The sequence below is a fragment of the Streptomyces sp. P1-3 genome, from assembly GCF_050613155.1.
In the GTDB taxonomy this organism is placed as follows: domain Bacteria; phylum Actinomycetota; class Actinomycetes; order Streptomycetales; family Streptomycetaceae; genus Streptomyces.
On record NZ_CP192512.1, the window covers coordinates 5265648 to 5279248 of the forward strand.

At 74.5% G+C, this 13601-nt stretch carries 10 protein-coding genes and 1 pseudogene; 4 read left to right on the plus strand and 7 right to left on the minus strand.

Annotated features, from left to right (window positions below; translation table 11 throughout):
- Window positions 1-29 precede the first annotated feature (29 nt).
- On the plus strand, window positions 30-1058 hold the full coding sequence (locus tag ACQUSR_RS22285; RefSeq protein WP_431044365.1) for an EamA family transporter: 1029 nt from the start codon (window positions 30-32) through the stop codon (window positions 1056-1058).
- On the opposite strand, the pseudogene ACQUSR_RS22290 reads toward ACQUSR_RS22285, so the two are convergent.
- The 3 genes and pseudogenes from ACQUSR_RS22290 to ACQUSR_RS22300 all read right to left on the minus strand — a co-directional run.
- A pseudogene (locus ACQUSR_RS22290) lies at window positions 1048-1845 on the minus strand (sugar phosphate isomerase/epimerase family protein); the annotation flags it as partial. The gene ACQUSR_RS22285 and the pseudogene ACQUSR_RS22290 sit on opposite strands and share 11 nt — an antisense overlap.
- Entirely contained in the window at window positions 1815-3080 is a 1266-nt protein-coding gene (locus ACQUSR_RS22295) for a methyltransferase (protein ID WP_431047771.1), read from the minus strand. The gene ACQUSR_RS22295 and the pseudogene ACQUSR_RS22290, both read right to left, overlap by 31 nt.
- A gap of 173 nt (window positions 3081-3253) precedes the next feature.
- Complete coding sequence (locus ACQUSR_RS22300) at window positions 3254-4315, minus strand: LacI family DNA-binding transcriptional regulator (protein ID WP_431044366.1); 1062 nt, start codon at window positions 4313-4315, stop codon at window positions 3254-3256.
- A 281-nt stretch (window positions 4316-4596) separates the two neighbouring features.
- Here ACQUSR_RS22300 and ACQUSR_RS22305 point away from each other — a divergent pair, with 281 nt between their 5' ends.
- The 3 genes from ACQUSR_RS22305 to ACQUSR_RS22315 are packed head-to-tail and all read left to right on the plus strand — an operon-like array spanning window position 4597 to window position 7807.
- Window positions 4597-5757, plus strand: coding sequence for a Gfo/Idh/MocA family protein (locus tag ACQUSR_RS22305; protein ID WP_431044367.1), 1161 nt, complete (start codon window positions 4597-4599; stop codon window positions 5755-5757).
- Window positions 5754-6968, plus strand: coding sequence for a dihydrodipicolinate synthase family protein (locus ACQUSR_RS22310; protein WP_431044368.1), 1215 nt, complete (start codon window positions 5754-5756; stop codon window positions 6966-6968). Before ACQUSR_RS22305 ends, ACQUSR_RS22310 begins: the two co-directional genes overlap by 4 nt.
- Entirely contained in the window at window positions 6965-7807 is an 843-nt protein-coding gene (locus ACQUSR_RS22315) for a sugar phosphate isomerase/epimerase family protein (protein WP_431044369.1), read from the plus strand. Before ACQUSR_RS22310 ends, ACQUSR_RS22315 begins: the two co-directional genes overlap by 4 nt.
- A gap of 90 nt (window positions 7808-7897) precedes the next feature.
- Here ACQUSR_RS22315 and ACQUSR_RS22320 read toward each other — a convergent pair whose 3' ends face one another.
- From ACQUSR_RS22320 to ACQUSR_RS22335, 4 genes are all read right to left on the minus strand, one after another.
- A complete protein-coding gene (locus tag ACQUSR_RS22320; RefSeq protein WP_431044370.1) occupies window positions 7898-8644 on the minus strand; it encodes a fused DSP-PTPase phosphatase/NAD kinase-like protein in 747 nt (248 codons plus the stop codon).
- A 254-nt stretch (window positions 8645-8898) separates the two neighbouring features.
- Window positions 8899-9993: a hypothetical protein gene (locus ACQUSR_RS22325; RefSeq protein ID WP_431044371.1), complete on the minus strand. Its 1095-nt coding sequence runs from the start codon at window positions 9991-9993 to the stop codon at window positions 8899-8901.
- Window positions 9994-10001: 8 nt separating this feature from the next.
- Entirely contained in the window at window positions 10002-12074 is a 2073-nt protein-coding gene (locus ACQUSR_RS22330; RefSeq protein WP_431044372.1) for a PEP/pyruvate-binding domain-containing protein, read from the minus strand.
- Between the two features lie 589 nt (window positions 12075-12663).
- Complete coding sequence (locus ACQUSR_RS22335; RefSeq protein ID WP_431044373.1) at window positions 12664-13572, minus strand: ribokinase; 909 nt, start codon at window positions 13570-13572, stop codon at window positions 12664-12666.
- Window positions 13573-13601 lie beyond the last annotated feature (29 nt).

Sequence of the window (13601 nt, forward strand, 5' to 3'; positions counted from 1 at the left end):
TTCATGGTCATGGCCGGGATGCTCAACGCATGCGACCCGCTCATCTCCTGCTCGCTGTCCTCATCGCCGCCGTCTGGGGCGTCAACTTCGTCGTCATCGAGGTCGGACTCGACCACTTCCCGCCGTTGTTCTTCTGCGCGCTGCGATTCCTCGCGGCCGCGCTGCCCGCCGTCTTCTTCGTCGGACGGCCGCAGGTCCCCTGGCGCTGGATCATCGGGGTCGGGCTGGCGCTGGGCGTCGCCAAGTTCGGGCTGCTCTTCATCGCCATGAACCAGGGCCTGCACGCCGGGCTCTCGTCGCTCGTGCTGCAGATCCAGGCCGTCTTCACCGCAGTGTTCGCCGCCGTCGTCCTCGGCGAACGGCCCGGTCCCGTCCGGCTGCTCGGGATGGCCGTCGCCCTCACCGGAATCGCGGTCGCGGCCGTCGACGAGGGCACGTCGGGCCCGGTGGTCGGCTTCGTCCTCGCCATCGCGGCCGCGGCCGGCTGGGGCGTGTCCAACATCCTCATGCGCCGCGCCGCCCCACCCGACGCGCCGCGCTTCATGGTCTGGGTGAGCGTCGTGCCCGTGCTGCCGCTGCTCGGCCTCTCCCTGGTCTTCGAGGGTCCGGCAGCCGACCGCGCGGCGCTCGCCTCCCTCGACTGGGGCGGCGTCGGCACCATCCTCTACGTCGCGTGGGGCGCGACCGTACTGGGCTTCGGCGCCTGGAGCTTCCTGCTGCGCACCTACGACGCCTCCGCCGTCGCGCCGTTCTCCCTGCTCGTCCCGGTCTTCGGCATGTCCTCGGCGGCCCTGCTGCTGGGCGAGGAGGTCAGCCCGCTGCGCTGGGTGGCCGCCGCACTGCTGGTCGGCGGTGTGGCGCTCACCTCGCTGCCCGGGATCAGCCTGCCGGGACTCCGGCCCGCGGCGGACCGGCCGTCCGGAGTCAGGCGGCGTCCGCGAGCAGCCGCATCAGATGCTGCCGCGCCGGTCCCAACAGCCCTGGCAGCGGCGCCACCTGCGGATACCAGCGCTTCTCGTACTCCCAGCACAGCCACCCCTCCCACCCGGACCGGCTGAGCAACTCCACGCACTCGCCGAGCGGCAGCACCCCGGCGCCCAAGGGCAGCGGAGTGGTGTCCTCCGCCGACGCGATGTCCTTGACCTGCACACAGCCCAGGTGCGGGGCGAGCGCGGCGAAGGTGTCCGCAGGCTCCTCGCCGCCGAGCCACGGGTGCATCAGATCCCAGACGGCGCCCACCCCGCCGGACTCGACGTCCGCCAGGATCCGGGCCGTGGCGGCACCCGTGCGGTGCGAGTCGTGGGTCTCCAGCAGCAGCCGCACGCCCAGCCCCGCGGCGTACGGCGCGGCCGCCGCCAGCCGCCGCGCCGCCGCCGCGTCCGCCTCGGCGGCCGGCTGCTCGGCGCCGCCGGGGAAGACCCGGACGAAGGGCGCGCCGAGGTCCGCGGCGAGGCGGGACAGGTCCCGCAGGCCCGCCAGGACCGGTTCGTCCGGGCCCGCCTCGGCCACGCGTACGTACCCCGCGACGGTCGCGACCTCCACCCCGGCCGCCCGGAACGCCTCGGCCGCAGCCGTCCGCCCGGCCGCGTCGAGATCCGGGTGCACCGGCTCCTCGGGGTGCGCACGCAGCTCCACCCCGTGGTAACCGTGCTCGGCGGCGAGCGCCGCGACCTGGGGCACGGGCAGCCCGGGGACCCCGAGCGTGGAAAAGGCAAGCTTCATCGGGCGCCTCGCAAGGGATCGGTGGGCAGACCGGCGGGGGAATCCGGTACGTATCGGATGTGACGGGACGTTAGGCAGCCCGGGCCGGGTGGTCAACGACCGCCCCGGGGCGTCAGCCGCCATAGTGAGGTCACCTCCGCCGCGCGCGCCCGGTGCAGTGGATCGGCCGGGTCCGCCGCCCGCGGATGCCGGGGGCGGACGTCGACGCGGTCCACCACCGCCAGCTCCGCCCGGTCGAACGCCGCGAGCAGCTCGGCGCGTGACCGCAGCCCCAAGTGCTCGGCGAGGTCGGAGAGGACCAGCCAGCCCTCACCACCGGGTGCCAGGTGCGCGGCCAGCCCGTCGAGGAAGCCGTGCAGCATCCGGCCGCCGGGGTCGTAGACCGCGTACTCCACCGGCGAACTGGGGCGGGCGGGCACCCAGGGCGGATTGCACACGACGAGCGGCGCCCGCCCGGCCGGGAACAGATCGGCCTCGACCACCTCCACCCGGCCGTCCGGCACCAGTCGCGCCAGGTTCTCCCGGGCGCAGCGCAGCGCGCGCGGATCCTGGTCCGTCGCCACCACCCGGCCGATGCCGCGCCGCGCCAGCACGGCCGCCAGCACCCCGGTCCCGGTGCCGATGTCGAACGCCAGGCCCCGGTCGGCCGGGAGCGGGGCGCGCGCCACCAGATCCACGTACTCGCCGCGCGCCGGAGAGAAGACGCCGTAGTGCGGATGTATCCGGTCGCCGCCGAGCGCGGGCACCGGGACACCCTTCCTGCGCCATTCGTACGCGCCGATGAGCCCGGTCAGCTCCCGCAGGGAGAGCACCGACGGCTCCTCCGCCGGGCCGTACGCCTGGGCGCAGGCCTCCCGCACGTCCGGCGCCCGGCGCAGTGGAATCGTGTGCCCGGCGTCCAGCGGTACGAGTAACAGCCCCAACCTGCGGGCCCGTTCCGCCTGTGCCTTGCGGTGCAGATGGAACGCCTGCGCGCGGTCGACGTCAATGTCGGCATCGCCGGACGCCGTCCGCGTGGGCGCCGTTCCCGTGAGCGCCGTTCCCGTGGGCGGCATTCCCATGGGCGTCGTCCGTACGGGCTCCCTCCCCGTGGGCGCGGGCCCGCGCGACCCGCGCCGCCTGCGCGGCCCCCGGTCGGCGCGCCTGGCCATGGCGGCCAACAGCTGGCGGGCGCCGTGGAAGTCACCGCGCCACAGCAGCGCGGTGCCCTCGGAGACCAGGCGGTAGGCGGCGTCGGCGGTGAGCCGGTCGTCGGCCACCACCACCCGCCGGGGTGGCGGCGCGCCGCTCTCGGAACGCCAACGGGCACTGCGCGCCTCGTCGGCCTCGGTCCAGCGAACGACCTGATGCGTACTCAGTGGGGCACTCTCCGCTCGTATAGGAACTGTCGATCCTTCCCGGCCCCGGCCGCCCGCGCGAGCGGATTTCCCAGCCGCGAGACGGCATACGGCCCGCTGCACGTACGCGACGACAGGTCCGGCTTCGCCCGGGCGCACCCCAGCGGCAGAAGCCACGAGCGCCGACCGCGAGGTCACACGGCGCCGGGCCGGGGCGGGGCCGTGGAGTCGCGTGCCATCAGTTCCGCGCGTATCGTCGCGACCCCGCCCGGCGGCTGCGGTTCGCGGCCCACCGCCAGCCGGCCCGCCCGCGCACCCGCCTGGTGGAGGGGCAGCCGCATCGTGGTGAGTGCCGGGACGGCGTCCGCGCTGAACGGCAGATCGTCGAAGCCCGCCACCGACACGTCCTGCGGTATTCGCAGCCCCCGGTCGCGCAGCGCCGCGCACACCCCCAGCGCGACCGTGTCGTTCGCGGCGACGACCGCCGTCAGATCCGGCGCCCGGCGCAGCAGTTCCAGGGCGGCGTCGTAACCGGAGGAGCGGTCGTAGGAGCCGTGCACCGTCAGCCGCTCCGCCGCCGGGTCCTCGTGGCCGTCGGCCCCCTGAGCGGCGAGCGCGGCACGGTGCCCCGCCAGCCGGTCGGTCGTGGTGGTCCGCCCGGCCGGTCCCGCCACATAGCCGATCCGCCGGTGGCCGAGCGCCAGTACATGCTCCGTCAGCCGCCGTGCGCCGCCCAGGTTGTCGAAGGCGAGCGTCACCGCGCCGGCCGTCGGCGGACGCCCGCACAGCACCACCCGGGTGCCGGACGCCGCCAGTCGGGAGACCTTGGCGGCCACCGCGGCGGTGTGCTCGGGGTTCTCCACCGTGCCGCCGGTGAGAATGACGGCGGCGGCGCGCTGGCGCTGGAGGAGGGTGAGATAGGTCAGTTCGCGCTGGGGCACGCCACCGGTGTTGCAGATGACGGCGAGCTTCTCGCCCGCCCGGCCGTCCCCGAGGCCCAACTCCGCCTGCGCCGCGCCGGCCATGACCCCGAAGAAGGGGTCCGCGATGTCGTTGACCAGGACCCCGACGAGATCGGACGTGGCGGCCGCGAGGGCACTCGCGGGCCCGTTGACCACGTACTCCAACTCGTCGACGGCGCGCAGCACCCGGGCCCGGGTCGTCTCCGCGACCGGATAGTTGCCGCTCAGGACGCGCGACACGGTCGCCGCCGAGACCCGAGCCCGTGCCGCCACATCGGCCAGGGTCACTGCCATGTGTTCCTCCAGAAGTGAGCACGGTGAACAGGGCGTGCGCGGCGGCCCCGGCGCGCCGGACGTGTCCGGGTTGCCGGCTCCGCGGGCTGATGGCGTCCATGCTCTCACTGGATCGGGCGGCGACGGGGAGCCTGTGGACAACTCCTCGGCCCGGGCCCCGACCCGGGCGTCCGGCAGGTCCTGACCGTTCCGCGCCCTTGTCCCGCGGAACGCGGAGCCGCTAGCGTCACCATCCGTAGAAAGCGCTTTCTATCTGCCTGGCCGCTGAGGAGAGGACCCCAGTGACACGCACAGCAATGCGCATTGCCATGAACGGCGTGACCGGCCGCATGGGCTACCACCAGCACCTCGTCGGCTCCCTTCTCGCCATCCGCGAGAGCGGCGGCGTCGACATCGGCGACGGCCGCGTGCTGTGGCCGGAGCCGCTGCTCGTCGGCCGCCGCGCGCACGCTCTCCGGGCCATCGCCGAGCGGCACGGGCTCGACCCGGTGGCGGACGTCTCCACCGACCTCGACGCGGTCCTCGCCGACCCGGCCGTCGACATCTACTTCGACGCCCAGGTCACCTCCGCGCGCGAGGAGTCCGTCGGCCAGGCCATCGCGGCGGGCAAGCACGTCTACACCGAGAAGCCCACCGCCTCCGGCCTCGCCGGGGCTCTGGAACTGGCCCGGCTCGCCGACGCCGCCGGGATCCGGCACGGCGTCGTCCAGGACAAGCTCTTCCTGCCGGGGCTGCGCAAGCTGAAGCGGCTCGTCGACGGCGGGTTCTTCGGGCGGATCCTCTCGGTGCGCGGCGAGTTCGGCTACTGGGTCTTCGAAGGCGACTGGCAGCCCGCCCAGCGGCCGTCGTGGAACTACCGCGCGGCGGACGGCGGCGGCATCGTCACCGACATGTTCCCGCACTGGGAGTACGTCCTGCACGAGCTGTTCGGGCCCGTGCGGACCGTTCAAGCGCACGTCACCACGCACATCCCGCGCCGCTGGGACGAGTCCGGCGATCCGTACGAGGCCACCGCGGACGACGCGGCGTACGGCGTCTTCGAGCTGGCGGGCGGTGTCGTCGCGCAGATCAACTCCTCCTGGGCGGTCCGCCCGCACCGTGCCGAACTGGTCGAGTTCCAGGTGGACGGAACCGAGGGCTCGGCCGTGGCGGGCCTGCACCGCTGCCGGGTCCAGCACCGCTCCGCCACCCCCAGGCCGGTGTGGAACCCGGACGCTCCGGCGGCGGAGGACCTCCGCGCCGGGTGGCAGGAGGTCCCGGACAACGAGGACTTCGTGGGCGGCTTCCGGGCCCAATGGGAGGCGTTCTTGCGGCATGTGGCACTCGACGAGCCATGGCACCGGGATCTGCTGGCCGGTGCCCGCGGGGTGCAGCTGGCCGAACTGGGCCTCGCCTCGTCGGCGCAGGGCCGCCGCCTGGACGTACCGGAGCTGACGCTGTGACCCTTCGACTTCCCGACGCGGGCGGCGGGTTGCGCCCGTACCGGCCGCGCACCGACCCCGCTGTGCGGATCACGCGAACCGAGCCCCATACGCAGAGCAAGGGCGGCGCTCCGCCGCTGTCCCGTACGGCTTACGCGGCCGCCCACGTGGTGGCCGATCCGTTCGCCGACACCGGGCCCGACGGGCCCGCGGCCGTCGACTGGGACGCCACCCTCGCCTTCCGCCGCCACCTGTGGTCGCACGGCCTGGGGGTGGCAGAGGCCATGGACACGGCGCAGCGCGGCATGGGCCTGGGCTGGGCGGGCGCGGCCGAACTGATCCGCCGCTCCGCCGCCGAGGCTCGGTCCATGGGCGGACGGCTCGTCTGCGGAGTCGGCACCGATCAGCTACCGGCGCACCCGGACCGGCGCCGGGACGGGGACCGGGCCGCGGCACTCGCCGACGTCCGGATGGCGTACGAGGCCCAACTCGCTCTCGTGGAGGACGAAGGCGCGACCGCCGTCATCATGGCGTCGCGTGCGCTTGCCGCCGCCGCCCGGGGCCCAGAGGACTACCTCGAGCTCTACGGCGCGCTTCTGCGGCAGGCGCGTGAGCCGGTCATCCTGCACTGGTTGGGGCCGATGTTCGATCCGGCGCTCACGGGCTACTGGGGCGGCACCGACCTGGACGCCGCCACCGCCACCTTCCTCGAGGTGATCACCGCACACCCCGACAAGGTCGACGGCGTCAAGATCTCACTGCTCGACGCGGGACGCGAGATCGGGCTGCGCCGCCGACTCCCCGACGGAGTGCGCTGCTATACGGGAGACGACTTCCACTATCCGGAACTCATCGCGGGTGACGGGCGCGGTTGCAGCCATGCCCTGCTCGGCGTCTTCGATCCCCTCGGCCCGCTCGCGGCGGACGCCCTACGGACTCTGGACACCGGCGACACGGCCGGGTTCCGCGCCCTCCTCGACCCGACCGTGGCACTGTCCCGCCACCTCTTCCAGGCCCCGACGCGCTACTACAAGACGGGCGTGGTGTTCCTGGCCTGGCTGGCCGGGCACCAGGACCACTTCACGATGATCGGCGGCCTTCAGGGCGCGCGCTCCCTGCCGCACCTGGCCCGCGCGTACGAACTGGCCGACGGGCTCGGCCTGTTCCCGGATCCGGCGCTCGCCGAGGCCCGGATGAGGCAGCTGCTCGCCGTACGCGGAGGCATCACATGAGCGGCACCGCGGACGGCCTCGGCAGGCTGAGCCTCAACCAGGAGACCATCCGGCAGTGGTCGTTGCCGGAGCTCGTAGCGGGCTGCGTACGGGCCGGAGTGCCCGGGGTGGGACTGTGGCGGGCGCCGGTGCGGGAGTACGGCGTCGAGGCGGCGGCCCGGCTCGTACGGGACGCGGGCCTGACGGTCACCAGCCTGTGCCGGGGCGGCTTCTTCACCGCCTCCGACCCCGCCGAACGGGACCGGGCGCTGGCCGACAACCGTGCCGCGATCGAGGAGGCCGCGACCCTGGGCACCGGCACGCTGGTGCTGGTCTCCGGCGGGCTCCCGGCCGGGAGCCGCGATCTGCGCGGCGCGCGGGAGCGGATCGCGGACGCGCTGGGGGAGTTGGGACCGTACGCCGAGCGGTGCGGTGTGCGGCTGGCCATCGAGCCGTTGCACCCGATGTACGCGGCCGACCGCTGCGTGGTCTCCACGCTCGCCCAGGCCCTCGCCCTCGCCGAGCGGTTCCCCTCCGGCCAGGTGGGCGTCGTGGTGGACACGTACCACCTGTGGTGGGACGACACGGTGGCGGGGCAGATCGCGCGGGCGGGCGCCGGCGACCGGATCGCCGCGTTCCAGCTCGCCGACTGGGTGACGCCGCTGCCCGAGGGGGTCCTGCTCGGGCGCGGCCAGCTCGGCGACGGAACGGTGGACCTGCGCTGGTTCCGCGAACAGGTCGAGGCGGCCGGATACGACGGCCCGGCCGAGGTGGAGATCTTCAACCCCGCCCTCTGGGCCCGGGACGGTGCCGAGGTGCTGGCGGAGGTCGCGGAACGCTACCGGGCCCACGTGCTGTGACAGCACGCGGGCCCGGTAGCGCGGTGGTCGGCGTCCGCCCCGGCGTCGGCGTCGGTGGTCGGCGCCGGTGGCCGGCGGGGAGGCCGCCCGTCAGAAGTACGACATGACCCGGCGCGGCGCGTCGACCAGACGGCTGACGGCCTGCACCGGCAGCGGCGGCTGCTCGGCCTTGTCCTTGTCGAGGTTGAACGCGTAGTAGATCTGCTCGATCGACGGCGGGCCGACGGCGAGGTTGCTGCGGACGGCCTCGGAGCCGGACTTCTCGCCCGTGCGGACCAGGTAGGCCGCGGCCATCGAGCCCGTACGGCCCACGCCGGCGCCGCAGTGCACGTACACCGGCCCGTCCGCGTTCCGGACGACCTCGAGGAACCGGTCGACCTGCGCCTGCGTGGGCGTCTGGCCGTCGCGGATGGGCATCTGGACGTGCTTCAGGCCCGCGCGCTCCGGACCGGCCAGCTGGTGGGCGGTCAGGTCCTCGGCTCGGAGGTCCACGACCGTGGTGATGCCCTTGTCGGCCAGCTCGCGGTAGCCGGCCGGGGAGGGCGCCGACCCGCGCCACAGCTTCTGGTCCTTGTCGACCGGCTGGAAGTGGTTCATGCCCTGGACGGATGCGGCGACCGCCGGCGGCGGAGTCTCGTGGCGCACCCACTGCGAGGCCACCAGGATGCCCAGCGTGCCGGTGGCCCACAGCGCCAGGTAGCCGAGCGCGGTGAAGCCCAGGACGCGCAGCGCCAGGCGGACACGCCTGCGGCCCTTGGAGGGGCCGGGAGCGGGCGCGGTGTCGTCGGGGGACAGCGGGGAGCTGGGGCGGGAGGGGAGCGGAGTGAGGACAGCCATTGAGTGAAGGACCCGGGGGGCTCGGGGACAGGGCGGCCACGAAATTCGCAGCACAGAACCGGCATATTAGCCGGAAATCGGACTCCTGCCTGTGACGTGCGTCTCAGGGATGTTCTTCCCGGGTCTTGCTCGCAGCTTCCCGCATGCCCCCTGAAACCTGGCTGAAGCACCCTGAACCCCAGCTGAAGCGCCCTGTCAGCCCCTGATCCCCTTGGTCCCCGGATCGCCCGGATCCCCCGGATCCGCCGTCCGCCTCAGCCGTCGTCCGGATCCATCTCGCCGATGCCGACGATCTGGAAGTGCGCGCGGTCCACGGCTGTGTCCTCCAGGCATCCGCGCAGCCGCATCGTGTCGTGCGGCGTGAGCGCGGGGTGGATCGCTCCCGCGTACATCCCGTCGCCGAGCTCACCCAGCGTGGCGTGGCGCAGCGGTACGGAGGTGGAGCCGCGGCAGTGCTCCCAGATCTGGTGGGCGGCGAAATCCGCCCGGTCCGAGGACGCCGACTCGTCCCGCAACACCACCTTGACCAGCACGGATGTCGCGGCCGCGTCGCTCGCCCGCTCCTCCCGGGTCTGCGTCAGATCGGCTATCCCCACCACGCCCGCCGTCAGCAGCGCGACCGCGGTCAGCGCGATCGCCCCGACCGACCACGGGCTGCGCCCCCGTCCCAGGGGTGGGAGGTCCTCCAGATCCGGACCGTCCGGGCCGTCTGGACCGTCCGCGCCCCGGCCGCCGCCCGCGCGACCCGCCCCGCCGCCGTCCAGCGCCCCCATGGGGGGTGCGGCGAGAGGCGCCAGCCGCCCGGCCAGCCGCCGATCCGCGGCGGGCCGCACCGTGGACTCCGCGACCTTCTGCACCACCCAGGCCAGCCCGGAGAGCAGCACGCCGGTCACCATCAGCACCGGGACGAACACGTGGGTGCGGTTCAGCCCGGGATCGGCCGGGTCCTCCAGCCAGCGGAAGCGGGCGCGCGCCGCCCCGGCGACCCCCCAGCCGCCTCCTCCGGGCCCCGTCCGGGAGATGCCCCCAGGAGGCGGCCCCAGCCCGTCCGTCCCCCAGCTACCTCCCCCAGACTCCGTCCAGGCGGTACCCCCAGGCGGTGCCTCCAGCCGCAGCCGGGCCAGGACGGCCTCCCGCCGCCGGTCGGAGGCCAGGCTCTTGTCGATCCGCGCCTCCAGCCGGGAGATCCGGCCGAGGACGGCCAGCCCGAACAGCAGCACCTCGACGACCAGCAGCAGGACGCCGCACAGGATGGCCCGCTGCCACTGCCAGCGGTAGAGGTAGATGACCAGGTACGAGGCCGCACCGGCCGCCGCGGCCCCGCCGAACAGATACACCAGGCGTCTCATCAGGAGTCTCATCGGTCCACCTCCCGCTCCTGACCTCCCGGGCAGCCGCTGCCGGACTCGGCGGACACCTCTCCGGTGGTGCCGTCGAGAGTGAGCCGGGCGCCGGGAGGGAAGCGCCGGACCGCCTCGCCGACCCCGACCACGGCGGGCAGCCGGAACTCACGGGCCAGCACCGCCAGATGGGACAGCGGACTGCCGGTCTGGGCCACCAGCCCGGTCACCGCGGGCAGCAGCGGGGCCAGCGCCGGGTCCAGGGTCCGTACCACGAGGACCGCGTCCGGTGGCCGCGTGCCGTCGCCGTCCCAGGCGGTTCCGGTCACCCGGCCCGGGGAGACGCCCTGACCCGACCCGACCTGGTGGTGCGCGGGTCGCTCGGGCACGACCACGCCGCCGTCCGCGAGCCGGAACGCGTCCGGTAGCGGCGCGCTCGCCGTACGGGCCAGCCGCTCGCCGAGGTCGCCGGGCAGCGGGCCGTGCCGGAGCGCGGTGACCAGCTCGGGCCAGCGCAGCAGCGCGATGCGTTCGGGGTCGGCGAGCGCGCCGCGCGCCGCCAGCCGCCGGGCGGTCTCCCGTACCAGCCGCGCCTGGAGTTCGTGCACCCAGCGGACACGCAGCCGCAGTGCCTCCCGTACGGGCAGCGAGGCCACACCCGCGCCGGATCTGCCGGACCCGCCGGTCATGGCGGCAGGGCCGGACGGCAGCCGGGCCGGTGCGGTGACGCTCGGCGGGACGAGCGCGAGCACGACGGGGGAGGAGGCGATGATCTGCGCGTCGGTCAGGCCGCGCTCCCGGCCGTCGGCGAGCGCGGCCAGCGCGACGCCGGCCGTGGTGGCGCCGTGTGCGTCGTCCGGCAACGCGCCCGCCAGCGCCTCCTGCGCGTGCAGGGCCACCAGGGCGGCACGGCCCCAGCGCAGCAGCGCGATCAGCTCGGTCCGGTCCAGCTCACGCGGCGGCCCCGTCTCGGTGAGCCTGCGGTCGATGTCGGCGAGCAGATCGAGCGCGAGCTGCGGCAGCACCGCGTGCAGTCGGCCCACCCGCCAGGCGGCCGCGAGCCTTCGCGCCCCGGGGAGCGGGTTGACCAGGTGCAGGAACCGGTGCCGCGGCGGCACCGCGCCGAGCAGCTCCAGGTCGGCGGCGACGCGCCCGCCGACCGTACGGACCACCGGCAGCGCGCGCAGCCTGCGGCGGGGCACCGTCGCGCCGATGTCCAGGGCGGCGGCGAGCCCGCGCGACATCGGGACCACCCACAGGTCCTCCTCCAGCGGCTGCAGGGCGTCCGGAAGGGTCTCGGCGACCGGGCCCGGGCCCAGCAGCCGCGCCCCGCGCGCCGGCCGCGCGGCCATCGCCGTGATCGGGCGGCTCTGGAGCAGCCACAGCTTCCCGTCCCCGTCGAAGGCGAACTCGATGTCCTGGGGGCCGCCGAACAACTGCCGGGCCTGCCGCGCCAGCCGGGCCAGCCGGTGCAACTCGCCGCGCCCGAGCACCGGATCGGCGCCCGGCTCCGGCGGTTCGGTGCGCAGGAGGCGGCCGAGCCGCGTCAGGTGGTAGTTGGTGCCCGACTGCTCGCCGCTCACCAGGGTGTCCGGGCCGCCCCGCACCGCGCTGACCAGCATCCGGTCGTCGCGGCCCTCGACCGGGTCGGCGCCGAAGAGCACCCCGCCCGCGGTGGCGGACAGCATGCGCTGCACGAGGACGGCCATGGGGGCGGGCGGATCGTCGCCGGACCGCCGCGCCGAGCCGAGCACGGTCCTCACAGCCGCACGGAACGCCTCCCAGCCGCGCACGTCCAGTACGGAGGTGAACTGCCCCGCCATGGACGAGTCCTGGGTGTCCTCGTGCGCAGAGGAGGAGCGGACGACCAGGCCATGGGCACTGTCCGCGGACAGCTCGCGCCAGGCCCGATGTACCGCCGGCGCATCGCCGTCGGCACCGTAGGGAATGACGAAACCGGGCAGCACGGGGAGTCCGGCGTGAGCGGCACGCGCCAGATGGGCGGCTTTGGCGCCGGCGGATGCGGACCGCTGGGCGTCGGGGTCGTCCAGCGCGATGGTGCGGGTAGTGCGTTCCTCGATCGCTGTCATCGGTCATCCTCCCGTTCCAGCCGCCAACAGGGGGGACGCGCGGGGGCCTGCCCGACGCCTGACAGCGGGACACAGGATGGGGTGAGCACGGACGGCCCGAGGAGGGCCGACTTAACTCGCCATTTGATGAAAATGTTCGCACTCCGGTGGCCCTAAGGCCAGGTCACAGACGGTTTCCGGCCACCACCACGCGTATCTGAGCGGCCAATTGGCGTGACAGCACGCAACACGTCGATAGCTCCGCGGAACCGTGCAACCCTTCCGGCCCGACGCGAGTCGTACTCGGCATCAGGCTTCCCCGCGAGAAGATCCGGGGGGATTTCGGGGGAAGCCTTGGGGGGAGGAACACGGGGGAGAGAAGGGGGCCCGGTCACCGACCGGGCCCCCTCGAAACGTCCTCCGCCCCTTCCGGAGCCGACGTTGCGAATCGGTAAAATATTCAAACTTCGACTTCGGTGCGGCACGTCTGCGGGCTTCGGCGCGGCACGTCGCGGGCTTTGAAAGGCCAGGCCGCAACACCATCAGCGTGTCGGTGTGCCCGAGCAGGGCCGGCGCGCCGCACAGCCGCCGGTTGAGGATGCCGGACGCTTCACGGCGCCGGCACCTCCCCGGCGGTCGGGAACGACTCCTGCGCCCCTGGCCGGGTCACGGCCGCCGCGCCCACCCGCACCGCGAAACGCACCGCGGTCTCCAGCGCGTCGCCCGCCCCCAGCCGGTAGGCGAGCGCCCCGGTGAAGGCGTCGCCCGCCCCGGTGGTGTCCACGGCCGCCACCTTCGGGCCGGCCACCCGTACGGTGCCGTGCCGGTCCGCGACCAGCGCGCCCGCGGCCCCCAGGGTCACCACCACCGACCGCGGGCCGCGCGAGAGCAGGGCCGACGCCCAGACCTCCGGCGCGTCCTCCCGGCCCGCCGGATGGCCCGCCAGCAGCACCCGCGCCTCGTGTTCGTTGACCACCAACGGATCGCAGGCGGACAGCACGTCGGAGGGCAGCGGGGCCGGCGGCGAGGGATTGAGCACCACCCGGGTGCCGGGGCCCACCGTCCGTACCACCGCCCCCACCGTCTCCAGCGGGATCTCCAGTTGCAGCGAGACCACGCGGGCGGCCGCCAGCAGGCTGCCCGCGGCCCGCACGTCCGCCGGCGCCAGCCGGGCGTTGGCCCCGGGCGACACCACGATGCTGTTGTCGCCGGACGGATCCACGGTGATCAGCGCGACCCCGGTCGGGGCGCCGCCGACCAGGACTCCCACGGTGTCGACCCCGGCGGCGCGCTGCGCGTCCAGCAGCATCCGGCCGTACGCGTCGTCGCCGACCCGCGCGAGCAGCGCCGTACGGGCCCCGAGGCGGGCGGCGGCGACCGCCTGGTTGGCGCCCTTGCCGCCGGGGTGGATCACCAGATCGGAGCCGAGGACCGTCTCGCCCGCCGCCGGGCGGCGGTCGACACCGACCACCAGGTCGGCGTTGGCCGACCCTACGACCAGCAGGTCGTAGTCGTGCATCCTGAACGTCCTTTCGTCGTGTACGTGCG